General features: G+C 65.0%; 16 protein-coding genes. 5 read left to right on the top strand and 11 right to left on the bottom strand.

All coding sequences use genetic code 11. The features are described 5' to 3' along the window. Nucleotides 1-3: 3 nt before the first annotated feature. From tssI to QCE62_RS17195, 9 genes are all read right to left on the bottom strand, one after another. Complete coding sequence (tssI, locus tag QCE62_RS17235) at nucleotides 4-1,923, bottom strand: type VI secretion system tip protein TssI/VgrG (protein WP_309920797.1); 1,920 nt, start codon at nucleotides 1,921-1,923, stop codon at nucleotides 4-6. A gap of 4 nt (nucleotides 1,924-1,927) precedes the next feature. Continuing rightward, entirely contained in the window at nucleotides 1,928-4,615 is a 2,688-nt protein-coding gene (gene tssH, locus QCE62_RS17230) for a type VI secretion system ATPase TssH (RefSeq protein ID WP_309920795.1), read from the bottom strand. A gap of 5 nt (nucleotides 4,616-4,620) precedes the next feature. Then, a complete protein-coding gene (gene tssG / locus QCE62_RS17225; RefSeq protein WP_309920793.1) occupies nucleotides 4,621-5,703 on the bottom strand; it encodes a type VI secretion system baseplate subunit TssG in 1,083 nt (360 codons plus the stop codon). Continuing rightward, nucleotides 5,658-7,415 (bottom strand): type VI secretion system baseplate subunit TssF, encoded by a 1,758-nt coding sequence (gene tssF, locus QCE62_RS17220; RefSeq protein WP_309920790.1) that lies wholly within the window; start codon nucleotides 7,413-7,415, stop codon nucleotides 5,658-5,660. The genes tssG and tssF overlap by 46 nt, the downstream gene beginning before the upstream one ends. 1 nt (nucleotide 7,416) lies before the next feature. Beyond that, the gene (tssE, locus tag QCE62_RS17215; RefSeq protein ID WP_409017867.1) at nucleotides 7,417-7,824 is read right to left on the bottom strand and encodes a type VI secretion system baseplate subunit TssE; all 408 of its coding nucleotides are present in this window, start codon (nucleotides 7,822-7,824) and stop codon (nucleotides 7,417-7,419) included. A 98-nt stretch (nucleotides 7,825-7,922) separates the two neighbouring features. Then, complete coding sequence (locus tag QCE62_RS17210) at nucleotides 7,923-8,414, bottom strand: type VI secretion system tube protein Hcp (protein WP_309920785.1); 492 nt, start codon at nucleotides 8,412-8,414, stop codon at nucleotides 7,923-7,925. Between the two features lie 63 nt (nucleotides 8,415-8,477). After that, complete coding sequence (tssC, locus tag QCE62_RS17205; protein WP_309920780.1) at nucleotides 8,478-9,983, bottom strand: type VI secretion system contractile sheath large subunit; 1,506 nt, start codon at nucleotides 9,981-9,983, stop codon at nucleotides 8,478-8,480. Nucleotides 9,984-10,080: 97 nt separating this feature from the next. Further along, nucleotides 10,081-10,590 (bottom strand): type VI secretion system contractile sheath small subunit, encoded by a 510-nt coding sequence (tssB, locus tag QCE62_RS17200; protein WP_309920777.1) that lies wholly within the window; start codon nucleotides 10,588-10,590, stop codon nucleotides 10,081-10,083. A gap of 1,238 nt (nucleotides 10,591-11,828) precedes the next feature. Continuing rightward, the gene (locus QCE62_RS17195; RefSeq protein ID WP_309920775.1) at nucleotides 11,829-12,617 is read right to left on the bottom strand and encodes a hypothetical protein; all 789 of its coding nucleotides are present in this window, start codon (nucleotides 12,615-12,617) and stop codon (nucleotides 11,829-11,831) included. A gap of 258 nt (nucleotides 12,618-12,875) precedes the next feature. On the opposite strand from QCE62_RS17195, the gene QCE62_RS17190 reads away from it, so the two are divergent. The 4 genes from QCE62_RS17190 to QCE62_RS17175 all read left to right on the top strand — a co-directional run bounded on the left by QCE62_RS17190 (nucleotide 12,876) and on the right by QCE62_RS17175 (nucleotide 15,830). Beyond that, a complete protein-coding gene (locus QCE62_RS17190) occupies nucleotides 12,876-13,703 on the top strand; it encodes an aminoglycoside phosphotransferase family protein (protein WP_309920773.1) in 828 nt (275 codons plus the stop codon). A 93-nt stretch (nucleotides 13,704-13,796) separates the two neighbouring features. Next, entirely contained in the window at nucleotides 13,797-14,813 is a 1,017-nt protein-coding gene (locus tag QCE62_RS17185) for a sensor domain-containing diguanylate cyclase (protein WP_309920771.1), read from the top strand. 7 nt (nucleotides 14,814-14,820) lie between these two features. Then, nucleotides 14,821-15,435, top strand: a complete 615-nt coding sequence (locus tag QCE62_RS17180; RefSeq protein WP_309920769.1) for an HAD family hydrolase — start codon at nucleotides 14,821-14,823, stop codon at nucleotides 15,433-15,435. Between the two features lie 191 nt (nucleotides 15,436-15,626). Further along, nucleotides 15,627-15,830 carry a hypothetical protein gene (locus QCE62_RS17175; protein WP_309920766.1) on the top strand — a complete coding sequence of 68 codons (204 nt, stop codon included), beginning with the start codon at nucleotides 15,627-15,629 and terminating at the stop codon, nucleotides 15,828-15,830. A gap of 30 nt (nucleotides 15,831-15,860) precedes the next feature. On the opposite strand, the gene QCE62_RS17170 is transcribed toward QCE62_RS17175, so the two are convergent. Both QCE62_RS17170 and QCE62_RS17165 read right to left on the bottom strand, forming a co-directional pair. Further along, a complete protein-coding gene (locus QCE62_RS17170) occupies nucleotides 15,861-17,168 on the bottom strand; it encodes an MFS transporter (RefSeq protein WP_309920763.1) in 1,308 nt (435 codons plus the stop codon). 274 nt (nucleotides 17,169-17,442) lie between these two features. Beyond that, complete coding sequence (locus QCE62_RS17165; RefSeq protein WP_309920759.1) at nucleotides 17,443-18,366, bottom strand: LysR family transcriptional regulator; 924 nt, start codon at nucleotides 18,364-18,366, stop codon at nucleotides 17,443-17,445. A gap of 125 nt (nucleotides 18,367-18,491) precedes the next feature. Here QCE62_RS17165 and QCE62_RS17160 point away from each other — a divergent pair, with 125 nt between their 5' ends. Continuing rightward, nucleotides 18,492-19,202 carry an SDR family oxidoreductase gene (locus QCE62_RS17160; RefSeq protein ID WP_309920756.1) on the top strand — a complete coding sequence of 237 codons (711 nt, stop codon included), beginning with the start codon at nucleotides 18,492-18,494 and terminating at the stop codon, nucleotides 19,200-19,202. The last annotated feature ends 6 nt before the right edge of the window (nucleotides 19,203-19,208 follow it).

Genomic DNA, 19,208 nt, shown 5'->3' with positions numbered 1-19,208 from the left:
GCCTCAGTTCAACTGCACGACGCCGCCCTTCAGGGCCAGCTGCGCCGATGCCTCGACGGTCTGCGTCGCCGAAGCCTTGTGCGAAATCATCGCGCCCTCGGTGCTGAGCGTCGTCGCCGCCTTGCTGGCGTGCGTCGTGCCCGCTTCGGTCGCGAACGAGGTTCCGGCCTTGATACTGACGGAGCCTGTCACCTCTATCGTCAGATTGCCGCCGACCTTGAGCGTGTAATTGCCATTCACCGTGTGGGCGTGGTCGCCGCTCACGGTGTGCGTGAATTTCGCGTCGTTGGTGTGCGCTTCGTCGCCGGTCACGGAGAGCGTGCGCTTGCCCTTCACCGAGTGCGTTTCGTTGCCTTCGCTCACCGCCACCGTGCGGTCGCCCTTCGACACCGTGTGGGTTTCCGCGCCCGCCTTGACCGTCGTGGTCAGCGCGTTCTCGATATCGACCTTCATGTCCTTCTGCGCGTGGAAGAACAGCTCTTCGGCATCGAGCTTGTCTTCCATGCGGATCTCGTTGCCCGCCGCGCCGTTCTTCGACGAGCGCGAGCGGATCACGCTCTGCGTCTGGTTGGCCGGCAGCGTGACGGGCGGCGCGTTCTGGCCGTTGTAGACGCAGCCGGTGACGATGGGCCGGTCCGGATCGCCGTCGACGTAACTCACCACCACTTCCTGGCCGATGCGCGGCAGGAACAGGTGTCCCCAGCCCGCGCCGGCCATCGACTGCGCCACGCGCACCCAGCACGAGCTGTCTTCGTTCGAGCCTGCGGAGCGGTCCCAGTGGAACTTGAGCTTCACGCGACCTTGCGAGTCGGTCCAGATTTCCTCGTCCGACGGCCCGACGACCTTCGCCGTATGCGTACCGGCCACCAGCGGACGCCGGCTCGCGTGCGGCGCGCGGAACGGCACGGTGGCCGGGAACACGTCGAAGGTATTGCGATACGACGCGTTCGACGCCGTGTGCCGCACCACGCGCACCACATAGCTGGTGTTGAGCGCGGCGCTCGGATGGCCGCTCAGCGTGAACTTCGCGCCTGCCGCGAGGCTGTAGCAGCCGCCCTCGCCATGGCCGGTCTGCGCTTCGAGCGTATGCGCCTTCAGGTGCGTGCCGATCAGCGCGCCGCCGCGCGTCGTGTCCGTGTACTTGCCCGGAAATAGGTAGCGCGGCGCGGTCTGGATGGTCGAGCTGCCTTTGTCCGTCGTCAGCAGCGCGACGTCCGGCGCCGTGTAGTCGTAGTCGCCCGTGATGTGCTCGCCCGCCGTCACGCCCTGCGACATCGAGAAGCGGCCCAGATGCTGCGCCTGCGACACCTGGCTCTCGGGCATGTAGTAAAGCGTGCTCACGGGGCCGTCGAGGTGCGCGGAGGTGTCGTCGGCGAGCACCAGCGTGTGCTGGTCCGCCGCGAACTCGAAGAAGAAGAAGATGCCTTCCTCTTCCATCAGCCGCGACATGAACGCGAACGGGCTCTCGTCGTACTGCACGCAATATTCGCGCGCCGTGCTGCCCGCGCTCTTGGTGCGGTCCGCGAAGGTCACCGCATACGTGTTGAGCAGCTGCTTGATGATGTCGAGCGGCGTCTTGTTCTGCCAGATCACGCGGTCCTGGCCGAGCGCGAGCAGCCACAGGCGCGGCGCGAGTTCGGCGGAATAGAACGCGTGATTGCCATCCGCGCCCGCATGCGCGAAGCGCGTCACGATGCCATTGAAGCAGCGCGGCGTGCCGCTGCCGTCCTTGAGCGTCACGGTGACGCTCTTGCCGACGATCTGCGCCGCATCCAGCGACATCTCCGTCGAACGCATCCGCAGGTCGAAGCGAAACAGCTCCGACAGCGCCTCGTGTCCGCCGAAACCGTCGAGCAGCAGCACATCGGCTCCGAACGGCGTGGAGACGGTGGCGAAGCTGTTGGTCTGGGTCGGCGTGGACATGCGCTTACGCCTCCGCCGGGGCGAAGCGGAACACGATCTCGTCCGCCGCCGACAGCGTCAGATGCACGCCGCCGAACGGCTCGGAGATCGAGATCCGTTCCAGCACCTGTTGCGCGAGTTCCGGCAAGACGGCCTGCGTCAGGATGTGATCGACATTGCGCGCGCCGCTGTCCACTTCCTTGCAGCGTTGCGCGATCAGCGTGGCGACGCTCTCGTCCCACGTCAGCGGCGCATGATGATTGCGCTCGAAGCGCTTCGCGATGCGCTCCAGCTTGAGCGTCACGATCGCGTTGATCTGCGCGTCGCCCAGATGGTAGTAAGGCACCAGCACGAGCCGGCCGAGGAACGCCGGGCTGAACTGGCGCAGCAGCGCCGGGCGCAGCTTCTCGATGATCTCTTCCGGCGGCGGACGGCGGCCGCCCCGGCAGGCGTCGGTGATGACGTCCTGCGCCGCGTTCGAGGTGAGCAGGATCAGCGTGTTCTTGAAGTCGATCGGCACGCCTTCGCCGTCTTCCATCACGCCCTTGTCGAACACCTGGAAGAAGAGTTCCAGCACGTCCGGGTGCGCCTTCTCCATTTCGTCGAGCAGCACGACGCTGTACGGACGGCGCCGCACCGCTTCCGTCAGCACGCCGCCGCGCCCGTAGCCGACATAGCCCGGCGGCGCACCCTTGAGCCCGGACACGCTGTGCGCCTCCTGGAACTCCGACATGTTCACGGTGATCATGTTGCGCTCGCCGCCATACAGCATGTCCGCGAGCGCAAAGGCCGTCTCCGTCTTGCCGACGCCGCTCGGCCCCACCAGCATGAACACGCCGACCGGCTTGCCCGGATCGTCGAGATCGGCGCGGAAGGTGCGCACGCGGCGCGCGATGGCGTCGAGCGCTTCGTCCTGCCCCACGACGCGTTCCGCCAGCTTGTCCTGCAGATACAGCACGGTATGCAGTTCGTCGGCGAGCATGCGGCCCACCGGAATGCCGGTCCAGCCCGAGATGACCTTGGCGACCGTCTCCGAATCGACGCACACCGGCACCAGCGGCTCGTCGTTCTGCACCGCTTCGAGACCCTTCTCCAGACGCGACAGATTGGCGGTCAGCGACTCGGCGTCGTCGCCGTCCTCGTGTGCAGCGGGCGTGTCCTGCTCGACGAAATCGCGGATCTTCTTGCGCCACGCGAGGATTTCATCGACAGCGCGCTTTTCGGTGGCGAGCTTGTCGGTCAGGCGCGCGCGCTGCGTGCGCTCCTCTTCCAGCGTCTTCGACAGCGCCGCGATGGCTTCCGCGCGGTCCGTGCCCGTCGCCGCTTCGTGGCGATAGATGCGCAACTGGTTCTCGGCGGTATCGATGGAGCGGCCCAGCGCCTCGATGTCCTCCGGCACGCCGTTCTGGCCGATCGCGACGCGCGCGCAGGCCGTGTCGAGCACGCTGATCGCCTTGTCCGGCAACTGCCGTCCCGAGATATAGCGATGCGACAGCTTGACGGCGTCGCGCACGGCGTCGTCGAGAATTTCCACGCCGTGATGTTCTTCCAGCTTGCGTACCATGCCGCGCAGCATGTCGATGGCGACCGCCTCGCTCGGCTCCTCCACCTTCACCACCTGGAAGCGCCGCGCGAGCGCCGGATCGCGCTCGACGTACTTCTTGTATTCGGCCCACGTGGTGGCTGCAATCGTGCGCAGTTCGCCGCGCGCCAGCGCCGGCTTGAGCAGATTGGCGGCATCGCCCTGCCCTTCGCTGCCGCCCGCGCCGATCAGCTGATGCGCCTCGTCGATGAACAGGATCACCGGCACCGGCGACGCCTTCACTTCCGCGATCACGGACTTGAGCCGGTTCTCGAATTCGCCCTTCACGCCCGCGCCGGCCTGCAACAGCGCGAGATCGAGCGAACGCACCGAGACGTTGACGAGCGCGGGCGGCACGTCGCCCTGCACGATGCGCTGCGCGAAGCCTTCGACCACCGCCGTCTTGCCGACGCCCGCCTCGCCCGTGAGGATCGGGTTGTTCTGGCGGCGGCGCAGCAGCACGTCGATCAATTGACGGATCTCGCTGTCGCGGCCGCGGATCGGATCGATCTTGCCTTCGCGCGCGAGACCGGTCATGTCGACGGTGAACTGGTCCAGCGCCGACTGCCGGCCGTTCGCGTTCGGCGCCATGGTCGGCATGGCTTTCGCCGTTTGGGCATCGGGTGCGGCAGCGGGCGTTTGTGCGCCGCCCGCATCTTCCGCCGATCCCGCAAGAATCGCCGCGAGCCGCTCGCGCAGGTTCGCGCGCGGGATGTTCAGCAACGCGGGCGCGGATTCGAGCAGCATGCCGCGCAGGCTGTCCACTTCGAGCAGCGCGAGCGCCAGCGTGCCCGAACGGATCTGCTGTTCGCCGAGCAGCATCGAGCTGAGCAGCCACGCTTCCTGGAACAGCGGCGAAAAGTTCGGCGACAGCGCGGGCGTGCGGCCATTGCCGCGCTTGAAGGCATCGACGGCTTTTTGCAGCTGCGCCGTCAGCGTCTCCGGCTTGATGCCGAAGTGCCCGAGGATCGCCTTCAGGTCGGGGGCGTCGGCTTCGAGCAGCACCAGCAGCAGATGCTCGACATCGACGTTGTAATGGGTCTGGCGCACGCACAGTTGCGCGGCCTGCTCCATGGCGAGCTTGCATTCGGGATTGAGACGGCCCAACAAGGTGCGGATATCGATGTCCATGCGCTTCAGGAGTTCGTCGGCGCGGCTGCGGGCGTCTCGCGCAGGGCGAGGCGCACCGGAGCCGGCGCGTGATCGGACCCGCGCGAACCGCCGAGCCACGAGGTCCAGCCGAGGCGGGACGCACGCGGGCCGCCGGCCTCGCAGGCAGTGCGTTGCGGCGCGAGATGCAGAACGAAATGCACCTCGAGGTCCTGCTGGAGATACGCGCGCGTCAGCCAGGCAGCGAGCGCGTGAAGGCGTCCGCCGGGCAGGAGCGCGTCGAAGTGTTCCTTCGACAGATCAGGAAACACGAGACTGATGCCGCTCGCCTGATCCCAGGTCCGCTGGCCGAGCACGGTGAAGGACGTGAGACGCGGCGCACCCGAGCCGGCGCGCGCAAGGCGCAGCGCATCCGCGCGATCCAGTTCGCGCCAGCCGCCTTCGAACTGCGTGCCGCGCACGGTCAGGCCAAGCCGGTCGGACAGCAGCGCGACGAGACCGCTCATCGAACGCGGCGCGGCGCTCATCAGGCCCGCGTGACGCATCCAGAGCCGCACGCCTTCCGGGCCGCGCACGCCCGCGCGCAAGCCGAGATTCGACAGTGCGTCGAGCGCCCCCGCCAGCGCCGATGCATGCGGCGAACGCCAGTTCAGACCCGGCGCGTGCTTCTTGCGGCTGCGGTACAGGAACGACAGGAAGCGGTGATTGAAGATGTCGAGCAGGTCGGCGGTCGCGTGATCGCGCTTTGCGCGGCGTTCCAGCACGAGTTCCGTGAACGACACCGGCAGCGGACCGTTCGCACCCGCCAGCGTGAGCACCGGCGTGGTCAGCGTCCAGGCAGCGCGCGGCGTGTAGTCGGGCGTGGCGGCATCGGCTGCGGTGTGCGCCTGCACGCGGCGCACATCGCTCGGTTCGAACGCGAGCGACACATGCCCCGTCAGCCGCACGCCTTCGCCAAGACCGTTGCCGCGCCCGAGCGGACGCGCGGACGGCACGGCGCGTTCCAGGAGACTGATCGCCTGGAACAGATCGAAACGCTGCGGATTCGCCTGGAGACGGGCGATCAGAGCAGCTGCTGGCAGCCGGTCATCGGCTCCCATTGCTTCCATGTCTCGTCTCCGCGGCGCACGACCAGCCGCACGAATGAATTGACCGAGGTGTACATCGCGAAGAAGCGCGCGAGCACGGCGCCCATCAGCAGCGGCGAGCCGCCCACGAAGGTGTCAGGATCGAACTCGACCGCCACTTCGGTGCCACGGCAATAGCCCCGCCACGCGTCGCTGCCGACGTGCGCCGTCACGCTGCGCGCCTCAACACTGCGGATGCCGCGAATCTGTTCCTGCTCGCGGGTGGTTTCGGCGGCGAACAGGCGCAGCATTTCCTGCAACTGCGCGCGGCCCGTCGCGCCGCTCACCAGCGAGTGATAGTTCAAAGTGAGCAGCGAGATCAGGCGCCACAGCGTTTCGCTGCCGAGCGCCGGACTGCGCTGCGCGGTGGGCTCGTACAGGCAGCGCACGCGGGCGTTCTGCGAAACCTTTTCGACGAACATGCGCGCGCCGATCGGCACGTGTTCCGCGAGGCGCCGGTTGGTACAGAGCACGTTCGCGTAGACCACCGGCGCGCCGGGTTCGGCGAGCGCGCTGGCCGCGTTGACGAAGCTCAGGAAGGTGTCGGTGCCCTGCACGTTCTCGCGCAGGCTGTGCTCGCGCCGCGCCGACCAGAACACGGTTTCGCCATCGGCTTCGACGTGGTCGATCGCGGAAAAGCACGGCACGGTTTCCGCGCGTTCCAGCGAAGGATCGGACGCGACGACCGAGACCACCGAATGAATCTCGGTGATCGACTCGCGGCGCTGATCGGCGACGAGGCGGTATTCGTAATGACGCTGATCGACGACGATCGGCTCGCTCGTCTGCGAGAACAGGTTGATGACCGGCGTGCAGCCCAGCTGGAAATTGCCCGCGTTCAGCATGCCGAGACCGCGCGGCGCGCGCGTCAGGTGCAGGATGATTTCGCAGCTTCGGCCACGGCCGAGACGCCCTTGCAGATGATGCAGGTCGAAGAAATGGAACTTGCGCGGAAACGCGAAGTATTCCTGCATCAGCGCGTAGGCCGGTTGCGCGTTCGGCGGACGCGGCAGCACGTCGTCGTGTTCGCCGTAGCCCACTTCGCGGAACGCGCGCGCGGGCAGCAGCGTCGCGGCGCGCGCGCCTTCGGGCCGCACCGAGACATCGGCGACGCCGGACACGAGCAGCTCGTAGAGCGGCATCGTCACCATCCAGTCGCCATGCAGATGCACGCGCAACTGCGTCAGTTCCAGTTCGCTGAAGTCCGCGCCGCCCGTGCATTCGAGCGTGAGACGCAGCGTAGCGTCGTCGCCGAACTGCGCGCGGCTTATGACGAGCGGCCACAGCGTGGTATCCCACGCGGTGCGGAAGCGGCACACGTCGCCGCTTTCGGTATGGGCCTGCAAAGCCGTATGGCGCGGCACGGCGAAACCGGCCGTCACCTTGCCCTGGCTCGGATCGAGTTCGAAGTGCGCGACCGTCATCGACGGCACCGGCTGCACGAGCGTCGGACAGACGTTGTCGAGCAGCGCCGACGCCACTTGCGGAAACTCCTGATCCAGGTCGCGATGCACGCGCGCGGCGAGAAACGCCGTGGCCTCGATCAGGCGTTCGGTATGCGGGTCCAGCGATTCCGTGCCATGCAGCGCAAGCCGCGCCGCGATTTTCGGATAGCGGCGCGCGAAGTCCGCGCCCTGGATCCGCAGATAGGACAGCTCGCGCTTGTAGTACTGAAGGATGTCGTCGGGGGCCATGTCAGACCGCTTCCGCTTCGCGGACGGCGAAGGCGTCGCCGTCGGCGGCCAGTTCGAAGGCCACGTGCTGGACGTTGCGGCCGGCGCGCAGCTCGCCGCCCACCGAGACCACGGCGCGCGCGTCGAACTTCACGCTGACATTGACGAGACGCGGCTCGAAGCGCGCGATGGCTTGCTTCACCGCAACGGCGATGGCCTCGCGGTCGAACGCCGATTGCAGCGAGCGATCGGAGAAATCAGGCAGGCCGTAATCGAGCACGGTGCCGTCGCTGGCGGCGAAGGCGTCGAGCGTCAACGGCGAGCGCGTATTGAACAAGCGGCCGAGTTCGCGCGCGACCGACTCCCGCAGCGCATCGGCGCCCGAGAGCTGCGCCTCGCCGTCGCCGGCGAGGCGGTCGAACAGAGGCATCGGTGAACCGCTTGCTGCCGGCATGGCGCGCGTACTCCAGAAAACCACGACTGCGCGGCACGCTTCGCTGGTGCGAGGCGCGCCGCGTTGGGACAGGATCAGCTTGCGGCAGGCGCAGCGTCGGCGTCGGCGGCGACATCCCAGCCGAACGACGTCTTGCCCTTCTGCGTCGAGTCGGTCTTCTGCTGCGTGTAGACCGCCGTGATCTTCGAGTAGCCGATCGCGAATGCATCGCTCGGCTGGCCCGCGCCCGACGTGTTGACGTTCGAGATCATCGCGTCGGTCAGCACGTAGGTCATCAGCTCCATGAACTTGCCGTTTTCCGTGCGGCCGATGCTGATGGTCGCGTCGCCCAGCTTGTCGCCGGCGGCGCACGCGCGGTACAGCGACGGCGTGGCCAGATCGGTGATCTTGGTGCAATGCACTTCGCTGAACATCGCGCGGCCGAGCGTACGTTCGGTCGCCGAGGGATCCGGGTTCATCGGCAGCTGGATGCCGAACGAATAGCTGCTGAGGATGATCTGGTCGGCGTGGCCGGTCAGCGCGCTGTTGCCCTTGATCTTGTCAATCTTGAGGAGAATCGTATCCATGACCAATTGTTATCAATGAAGTGGAATCGGGTCGGCGCGCGGCATGAACCGCACGCCGTGCCATCACGCTGCGGCTGCGGGCAGTTCCGCGACCAGGCGAATCGAAGCGGTCAGCTCTTCCATCTGGAAGTGCGGCTTCAGGAAGCAGGTGGCGCGATATGCGCCCGGCTTGCCGGGCACTTCCGTCACGTCCACGCGTGCTTCGCCGAGCGGGAAGCGCGCCTTCTGCGCCTGCGAAGCCGACGGATTCAGCAGCACGTAGTCGGCGATCCAGTTGTTCAGATACGACTCGATGTCGCTGCGCGTCTGGAAGCTGCCGATCTTGTCGCGCATCATCACCTTCAGGTAATGCGCGAAACGCGAGGCCGCGAGCACGTACGGCAGACGCGCGGACAGTTGCGCGTTGGCGTTGGCCGAGTCCTTGTTGTAGACCTTCGGACGGTTGGTCGTCTGGCCGCCGAAGAATGTCGCCGAGTTCGAGCCCTTCGAGTTCACCAGCGCGATGAAGCCGAGGTCGTTCAGTTCCTTCTCGCGGCGGTCGGTGATGGTCACTTCCGTCGGGCACTTGAGGACGATGTCGCCCTCGCCGGTCTTGAACGCGTGCGCCGGCAGGCCTTCCACCTTGCCGCCGCCTTCCACGCCGCGGATCGCCGTGGACCAGTTGTACTTGGCGAAGGCATCCGTGATGCGCAGGCCGAGCTGATAGGCCGAGTTGGCCCACAGGTACTTGCCGTGCTCGGTGCCGTCGACGTCTTCCTCGAAGCTGAAGCTGTCGACCGGATTCGTCTGCGCGCCATACGGCAGGCGTGCGGCATACGAGGGCAGCACGAGCGACACATAACGCGAGTCTTCCGAATCGCGGAAGCTGCGCCAGCCGGCGAGTTCGGCGCTTTCGAAGACCTTCGACAAATCGCGCGTCACGCCGAGTTCGGTGAACGACTTCAGGTCGAACAGGCTCGGCGCCGCTGCTGCGACGAACGGTGCGTGCGCGGCGGCGGCCACCTTCGAGATGCGCTCGAGCAGCGCGATGTCCTGCGGATGTCGGCCGAACGTGTAGTCGCCGATCAACAGCGAGTACGGCAGGCCGCCGAACGTGCCGTATTCGTCTTCATAGACCTTCTTGAAGAGCGTGCTCATGTCGTGATCGACCGCGGTTTCGAGGTCTTTCAGCAGTTCCTTCTTGGTCACGTTCAAGAGGCGCAGCTTCAGCTGCGGGCCCGTTTCCGTGCCGTAGACCATGTCGTGCAGGCCGGTCCACGACGCTTCGAGCGCCTGGAATGCCGGGTCGTGCATGATCGCGTTGAGCTGGTCCGTGAGCAACTGGTCGATTTCCGCGACGCGCTCGTTGATCATCGCGACGACGCTCTTGTCCGGACTCGTGCGCATGCCTTCGTCGAGGATCTGCGATGCGAGCTGGCCAATCAGTTTCTTCGCGTAGCCGCTTTGCGACGGCTCCACGGCCATGTTGCCTTCCTGGACGATGCGCTCCAGGAGGCTCAGTTCGGCGGTGGCCGCGTCGAGCGTCCGGGCTTCGCTGCCGGCCGCGCCGGCTGCAGTCGTGCTTTCCATCTGAATCACCTTTGCAAGTTCGTTGCGCTCACGATCGGACGCTTCTCGTCCCGATCGCGTCTGCTATGCGGGTTGGGGCCTGAGGCCTGTGGCTGTCTCAGGCGCCCGGCGTGGCGCTGGCTTGCGCCTGGCTCTGAACCGCCTTCAGTTCTTCGCTGCTCAGGACGATGCGCTCGAGCATGGAGTCGAGTTCGTCGTTGCCGTCGAGCTTGCCGAGCAGATCGCGCAGTTGCTGGCGCGCTTCGAGCAGCTTCGCGAGACGCGGAACCTGGTTGACGATGCTTTCGGGATGGAAATCGGAGAACTGTTCGAACTTGAGTTCGACCTTGAGGTTGCCCTCGCCCTTCATCGTGTCGGGCACGGACAGGTCGAGACGCGGGGCGATGTTGCCCATGATCTCGTCGAAGTTGTCGCGGTCGATCTCGACCAGGCGACGCTCCTTGAGCTTGGGCAGCGGCGTTTCCGGCTGACCCGAGAGGTCGGCCAGCAGGCCCACCACGAGCGGCAGCTCGCGCTTTTCGGTGGCATCGCCGACTTCGACGTCATAGGTGATCTGGACACGCGGCGGACGGTTGCGGCCCACCCACTTTTGCAAACTGTTCGACATGGATCTCTCCGGAGACGCTTGACTCTGTTTAGATGACTGACTACCCGCATTGCCCGCGAGCCTGGGTACGACGTGCAAAAGCCGGTGGAGAACGCAACGTTGTGGTGCAAAGGACGCGCGAACGCCTTCCCGCTGACGCTGGCTAACGTCAGCGCGGGCATGTTTCTTTAGCTTTCGTGGAACCGGACTACCCCACACGAAGGGTCGAGCGAGCCTTGCGCGAACAGCAAGCCGCCATGAAGAACACCGAAAAGCAGAGTCAGCGCTCGTCCCCGTTTCCTCAAGGGCCATGAGCACTACCCTGGTCGGAGGTAATGGCCTGCATGGAGGAAAAATTACTTGCTTGAATCAGGCGGAAGTGTGTCTCGTGAACGTTTGTTTGCCTGATGATTTCGGCAGCATTAGAGCACAGACTTTTTACGTCTACAAGACGGAAAACCGTGAGCCGATAACTTTTTTTAGCGCATCGGTATAAGCGCTTGTGGGTGGGTTGCTTATGCGCTGATGCAGTGCGTCATTGTAATTTCTTACCTTGGACGCGGCACGCGGGGCCGCTGTGGCGGGGCTTTCGGGGCCTGCGCGAGCGTCAGGGGCGGAGCTTGATTCACGCATTTCTAAAAACCGTCTGGTTGAATATCAATTATCAAGTCAGAGCGCGCTTTTAAGAGGAAGCCTGCGGTGTTAGATTTATTATCTTTGCGGATCTGATTAAACAATAATCGATGCATTAGACACGGCACGACAGGTAACTATTTCTTTTAACAAAGTTGTCATGTGGCCGGAAAGCCTGAGATAACCCGTGTCATGCGATCGCGCCTGACCGTTGTTTAGCACGTGGCGCATGCTTGTTTCCCAAGCGTGGCAAGGACGTGCGGTGAGTCTTTGTTCATATGATGCTACGCAAACGCGACGCAGTCTTCGTAACAATGCCGTAAGCGCTTTAGCAGTGGATGCTTAAGTGCGCCGAGCTTCGCGCTAAAGCACGTGCAGATGTGTCCGTTCAAGCAGATCCGCTTGGTCGGAGCTACCGCGTGAAACCTTATATCCTACGTTTCCAAGGCCGATTTAATCCGTTCGATTTCACACATAGCAATGAAGCCGTGACCGGCGCGTTCCTTCGCGATGCCGGAAGCTATCAGCAGAGTAAGAAGCGGCACACTCGTGCGTTTTGTAAAGTGCGCCGCCCATGCATGAATCGGCAAACGATTGCCTTGCGCGCGTCCGGGTTGTGAAGCAGTTCAAGGCAGGCGGATGAACGGACTATTCAGGAATGGCGAGTTCTTGAAGCGGTCGGGCAGCGTGTCGCGCAGCAATTCCTGGAGCTTGCTTGCGCGCGACACCTTGAGCTCCGTGATCATCGACAAGGTGGATCCGGGCGGAACGGACACGTCCTTGTTGAACAACGGATTGAAGCCGGTGAACGACACGACCGGCAGCACCGTCACCTGGCCGAACGGCGGCGGCGTCTCGGTGATCGGGCCATTCGTGATGACCGCGACGGTCGTGCCGGTGACATCCAGTCCGCTGTAGTTCGGCACTTCGAGGCTCGCCTGGGTCGGCTTGAAGCCGAGGCCGGTCATCGAGAGCGTGATGGGCGATGAGGTCTTGTTCAGGATATCGACCTTTTCGGTGATGCGCGAACTGAGCGACCCGGATGTGTCGCCCTCGACGGTATAAACCACGCCGCCCACGACCGTGGCTGCATTGGCGCCCGTCACATAGCCGAGCATCAAGCCTTGCACGTGGATCTGATTCGCACCAACGTGCGCATTGGAATGCATGTGGCCGAGATCGAGGAAACTCGACGGCCCCGAGGGATAGACCAGGATGCGCCGTCCATCGACGGTCCATTCGAGGGTTCTCAACAACTGCACGGGGTCGCTGGGTAGCGCGAGGTTATAGATGGGATCATCGCGCGTGACCTTCAGCGTGGAATTGTTGCTGGAGATGCTGACACTTTCCGCCAGCACTTCGCTTGAAAACGCCATCAACACGCATGCACACAGCAGAGTGGGTTTTGCTCGCATTTCAACCTCCGTCGTCAGGCTCGGTCCCACGGGACATGACGGGGCGCTGGGCACACATCGTCCCGTCCGCTTGAGCCGTTCGAATCGGTTGAGGAAGAAGGCGGCCTACCGGGTTGAATCGGCATCCTATCGGAAACGTTAGCTCACGATTTGCAAATTACAAGGTGCCGACATAACTTTTCAATCAGCCTGTGAATGAAGTGCAGAATGGGAGGGGGGTTGAATGAAATCTCGCCCTCGCATTCCACCGATCGACTCATGGCACAACCTGAAAGACACTCCAGCATGTTCGAGCCATACCTGAAGCGATGGGAGCTCACGATAGACGGCGAACCCTTCTCTTCCCGGAATGCCTGTCTTGTTCCGGTACGCCACCGTGATACACCTGCCATCCTCAAGATCTCTTCCGAGCCCGAAGAACAGGCAGGAGGCGCAGTCATGGCGTGGTGGCGCGGCGGCGGCGCAGCGCCCGTGCTGGCTCACGACAGCGAAGCGTTGCTGATGGTGCGTGCGCAAGGCTCAACCTCGCTGACCGAGATGGTGAAAGAAGGCCGCGATGATGAGGCGACCCGCATCCTGTGTGCCGCCGCTTCACGCCTGCACGGGCCTCGTTCAGAGCCGCTTCCTGCGTTGGCGCCGTTGAAGCAATGGTTCAATGCCTTGCTCTCCGGAGCCAGCACTCATGGCCGCCTGTTCGAGCACTGTGCGCGTACCGCCGACGAACTACTGCGCCTACCACGCGATATCACGGTCCTGCACGGCGATATCCATCACGGCAACGTGCTCGACTTCGGGCCGCTCGGCTGGCTCGCGATCGACCCGAAAGGACTGCACGGCGAACGCACCTTCGATTACGCCAATCTCTTCTGCAATCCCGACGCCGAGAGCGCGCTGACGCCGGGCATCTTCGCGCGGCGCATCGATCAAGTCGCCGATGCGGCGAATCTCGAACGACGACGTCTGCTGCAATGGGTGCTCGCATGGACCGGTCTGTCGACGGCCTGGATACTCGAAGACGGCGGCCACCCGGGCAGCACGCTCGACGTGGGAAGACTCGCCGCAGCCGCGCTCGGCATGATCGATTGACGGTCTCCAAGGGCACGCAAAGCCGCCCCGCCCTGCAAGCTCCATTCTTTCCCGTTTACAATCCTGCTTCCCCAAGACTCGCGGACAGGATCCATGGAATCGATGCTTGAGCGGCTGTCGGAAACGGTGGCCGCGGCAGAAAGTCTCGAACAACTCACCCGGCCACTCCTCGAAATGCTCGAGATCGTCACCGGTCTGGAGTCTGTCTACCTGACGTCCATCGATGAGGCCGCCGGCATCCAGACCGTCGACTTCGCGCGCAACTCCGGCGATCTCGACATCAGCGAAGGCCTCGAAGTGCCGTGGTCGGACACATTGTGCCGGCGCTGCATCGACGAAGGACGCCGCTTCACCTCCAATGTGAGCGAGATCTGGGGCGATTCCCAGGCAGCGAAGGCGCTCGGCATCGAGACCTACGCCAGCGCGCCGGTCTGCGGCAGCAATGGCGCGGTCATCGGCACGCTGTGCGCCGCGAGCCGCCGCAGCAAGGCGATCGGTCCGCGCGCGCGCAGTGCGCTCAACCTGTTCTCGAAGATCATCGCCCAGCACGTGGAACGTGAACGCCTGATGGGCGAACTGCGCCGTTCCAACGAATATCTGACACGCTTCGCGCTGACGGACGCGCTCACCGGACTGCCCAATCGCCGCGCCATGCAGGACGAACTCGGGCGGCTGCTCGCGCGCGCGGCCCGCGACGGCTCGTATGTGCTCGTCGGCATGATCGATCTCGACGACTTCAAGAAGATCAACGACGAGTTCGGCCATGCCGCGGGCGACAGCCATCTGAAGCAGTGCGCCAACCTGGTGTCCGGCGTCACGCGCGACACGGACATGCTCGCGCGCATCGGCGGCGACGAGTTCGCCTTCGTCGGTCCAGGCGCTCTCGATGCGGACGAAGCGCATCGCATCGCCGAAGAAATCCGCGCGCGCATCATGGAAGCGGGCAACGGTACGAGCGCATACGGCGAACACGCCGGGTTGAGTGTCGGCGTGGTCGCCGTGCGTTTCGTGACCGCGGATCAGGCCATCGCGCTCGCCGATACCGCCATGTACGAAGACAAGCGTGAACGCAAGCGCCGCCGCCGCGAAGCCCAGGCGACGCAGGAGTAACGCGGTCATGACCATCAAGGCCGTGGTCTTCGATGCATTCGGCACGCTGTGCGAGATCGGCGACCCGCGACGGCCTTATGCGCGGCTCTTACGGCTCGCGCAGCCGCAACCGGACCGGCTCGAAGCGCGCGCGCAGCTGATGAGCGCTCCGTTGTCGCTGCGTGATGCAGCCACAGCACTGAATGTCGGGCTCGACGGTATCGATGCGCTGGAGCGCGACCTCCAGGCGGAACTCGCGAGCATCCGTCTCTATCCGGAAGTGCCGCGCGTGCTGCGGGCCTTGCGCGCGCAGGGCTATGCGCTGGCTGTCGCGTCGAACCTGGCGCTTCCCTATGCGGCGCCGTTGCAGGCGCTGTTGCCCTTCCCCCTCGATGCGCATGCATGGTCGTTCGAAGTCGGCCATGTCAAGCCCGACCCGCGCCTGTTCGACTTCGTCTGCCGCACGCTCGACGTGCGCCCGAACGAGGCATTGATGATCGGCGACACCTATGCGGACGACTATCTCGGCGCGACCCGCAGCGGGCTCGCGGCGCTGCATCTCGACCGTGGCGCCCAGCCGCGCGCCGGTTCCATCCGAAGCCTCGACGCGGTGCTCGAACACCTCGCCATCCCGCTCGACTGAAAACGCCACACTGTTGGCGCGCCGCTGACCGGAAGACGGCGAATGGTGGTTGCCGGCCCACACGACCGCGTGCTTCATGCACGGAGAGCACGGCGAGCACGGCCCGCGCGAATGGCATAACAAATGCATCGGCTCCTGCAAGCGACCGGCCGCCCATGTGTTCTCTTTTCAACCTTGCCAGGAGCGCAACCATGAACCTATTGACCATCAGCGACATTCCCGTCGCCGTCGATCTCGACAGCCAGCAGATGAAGGACATCCACGGCGGCCGCATGAAGCTGCCCGGACAACAGCCCAAGGGCGCGATTCTCGTCTCGCCCGACGGCGAGCCGGTCTCCGTGTACGTCGACGGCTCGCTGCAGAACTCGGTCAGCGACGGCTTCTATCACCTGTGAGATCGAAGCCGGATGGTGCGCCGTCCGGCTTCACACCTGCTCGCGATCCAGACGTGCTTCTGGCGCACGCGTCTCGACCGGCGCGGCGTGCTCACTCGCCGCCTCATGCAGGTTGCTGCCGCTCGTTTCCGGAAGGAACACGGCCGCGATGAACGCGACGCCATACGCGCACAGCGCGCACGTCCCCATTGCAGTACCGAGCGGCAGGTTCGCGGCAAGCAGCCCGACCGTGGCCGGCACGACCGATCCGAACCCACGCCCGCCGCCCAGACAGAATCCCTGACCGCTCGCGCGGATGGTGGTCGGGAACAGTTCGGCGAAGGTCGGCAGCATGCCCGACGCCAGCGCGCCCTGAAACGCACCGAGGAAGAAGCTGAGAATGACGGTCACGCCGGCGCCGATCGGCGCGAGCAGATAGATGGCCACGTTGATGGCCTGCAGGACGAGGAAGGTCATGAACGCGGGCCGCCGGCCCAGCCGGTCCGAGAGCAGCCCGTACAGCAGCGGACCGACCAGCGACCCCAGGATATTGCACGCCAGATACCCCGCACTCGATCCGACCGACAGATGCAGCGCGGTGCGCAGGTACGTGGGCAGCCAGGTGATCATCACATACGCGCCGCCGAAGATGCCGGTCGCCATGATGACGGCGGCCAGCGTGCGGCGCAGATGGCGGGTCGCGAAGATTTCCCAGAACGGGCTGGCGGAGACGCCGTTGGCGCGGGCCACCTTGGCTTCCGCATAGACGCCCGATTCGGGCACCAGCCGGCGGATGAAGAACACGAGGATGGCGGGCACCACGCCGAGCGCGAAGAACACGCGCCAGCCGAACTGCTCGGGAAACAGTGACGCGATGACCGGCAGCAACGCCACCGACAACGCATAGCCCAGCGCATAACCGCTCTGCACGGCAGCGGCGACCCGGCCGCGCAGCACGGGACGGATCACTTCGCTGATGAGCACGCCGCCGACCGCCGCTTCACCGCCGTAGCCCAGGCCTTGCAGGAAGCGGATGCCGAACAGCACCGGGAAGGTGCTGGCGAAGGCTGCCGCGATGGTCGTGATGGCCACCCAGACGATGGTGAATTGCAGGATGCGCACGCGTCCGATCTTGTCGGCGAGAATACCCGCGCCCCAGCCGCCGATCGCGGTGCCGATCAGCGCCGCCGTGGCCAGATAGCCCACTTGAGGATGCGTGAGCCCGAGGGTGGCGATGAGCGCGGGGATGACCAGCGAGAAAATGCTCGAATCCATCGAATCGAGACCGAATCCGGCGAAACACGCCCAGAACGTTCGCCGCTCGACCGGCTTGAGGCTTGAGTACCAACCCAGACGCATGCTTCCCTCTTGATCTTGCTTGCAAACGGCGGACGTTAGCCAGATCGGGGATCGTAAGCAGGCTAGGGTTTACCCATGGCAAAGAGCGCAGCGGCAAGAAGCGGCACAGGGGTGTGCCGCTGTTCGACGGCATGAGAAGGGATTCCGGCATCGCACCAGGGCCCGGAGCGATGTCCTTTTTGCAGCGTCGTCCGATAAACAAAACTGATGGCATTGGCTGCACATCGGAAGCGGGAAGCGGGAACGACACGATCCCGCGCAACCGTCTACGCGATCACTCGTCGAGCGCGTCGCGGCAAACGGAAATGAAGATGTCGCGCAGCCACTTGTGCGCGGGTTCGCGGTCCATCCTGGGGTGCCACATGGCGGAGACCACGATCTCCGGCGCAAGCACCGGCAGTTCGAAAGCGACGAGGCCCTCTGCAAGCGCGGCCGCACCGGGCAAGCGTCCGCGCATCAGGCTGCGCGGCACTTGCGCGAGCACATCCGAGTCGCGGGCGATCCGTAACGCATCGGGAAAACCGGGCACGACGGCCACGATGGACCGCCTGAGCCCGAATTCGGCCAGCGCCCGGTCGATAGGGCCTTCGAAGTCGGCCTTGCGCGAAGCAACGACATGCTGGCAGGCAGCGTATGCCGCGGGCGTGACGGGATCCCGCAGCAACGGATGGCCGATACGCGCCACGCCGACAAAGCGATCCCGGAAGATCGACCGGGTCCGGACTTCGGGTGCGGATTGCCCGAGCACTCCGATCTCGAGATCGACCTGCCCTTCGCGCAGCGACACCGCGTCCTTCACCACGCGGGGAACGAAACGAAGCCGCACGCGCGGCGCCTCCCGCGCGACCGTGGTCACCAGCGCCGCGGCAAGCAGTGCGATGAAGCCTTCGTTCGCCCGCACGACGAAGGTCCGCGCAAGCGTGGCGGGATCGACCTCGGTGGCCTGCGGGCCAAGCAATGTCCGGGCATCCCGGGCGACATCGCGCACCCGGTCCTGCATCGCCATGGCGCGCGGCGTCGGCACCAGTCCGTTGCCCGCGCGCACCAGCAAGGGATCTCCGGTCATCGATCGGAGGCGGGCAAGCGTACGGCTCATCGCGGAAGCGCTCAGGCCGAGGCGCCGCGCCGCAGCCGTCACGCTGCATTCGTCGAGCAAGGCATCGAGCGCCGGAAGAAGATTCAGGTCGATATCGGTCATGACTGCGTTCGGTGGATTGCACGGCCGGCGTGGCGCGGCGTGCAACACCATTGTGCACGCCACGCGTCTGGCGCACGACGGCAGCGGCGCCGATACTGGACGCATCCTCACCACCGGAAACACTCATGAGCGATGCAAAATCCCCACGACCCTCGATCCTGCTGATCGGCGCCTCGCGCGGCCTGGGCCATGCAATGGCGGAGGAATTCGTGAAGCGCGGCTGGAACGTCGTCGGCACGGTGCGCGGCCATGCCAGAACGGCACTGCACGCCCTCGCGGATGATCACCCGGAGAACGTGACCATCGAATCCGTCGACATCACGGATCCGGACCAGTTGGCCGCGCTGCGCGATCGGCTGGCCCCACGACGTTTCGATGCGCTCTTCGTGAATGCGGGCACCGCCAACGAGCAGCACGAAGATACGATTGCGGAGATCACGACGGAAGAATTCATCAGGGTCATGGTCACGAACGCGCTCAGTCCCATGCGCGCCGTTGAAACCCTCGAGCCGCTCGTCGCGGAAGGCGGCTTGATCGGCGTCATGTCCTCGGGACAGGGCAGCGTGGCGGGCAATGAGAAAGGCGGGCGTGAGCTCTATAGAGGTTCGAAGGCCGCGCTGAACATGTTCATGCGCAGCTATGCCGCCCGGCAAGCGAACAGCCAACGCTCACTGCTCCTGATGGCGCCAGGCTGGATTCGCACGGACCTGGGTGGACCGGACGCGCCATTCACGATGGCCGACACCATTCCCGACGTGGTCAGCGTGATCATCGATGCGCAGGGCAAGCCGGGGCTGCGCTATGTCGATCGCAACGGCAAGACGGTTGCGTGGTGACGGCGG

Origin of the sequence: Caballeronia sp. LZ033, assembly GCF_031451265.1 — a bacterium.
GTDB lineage: Bacteria > Pseudomonadota > Gammaproteobacteria > Burkholderiales > Burkholderiaceae > Caballeronia.
The sequence above is the reverse complement of the archived record's forward strand: the minus strand, read 5'-3'. Positions and strand labels throughout refer to the sequence as shown.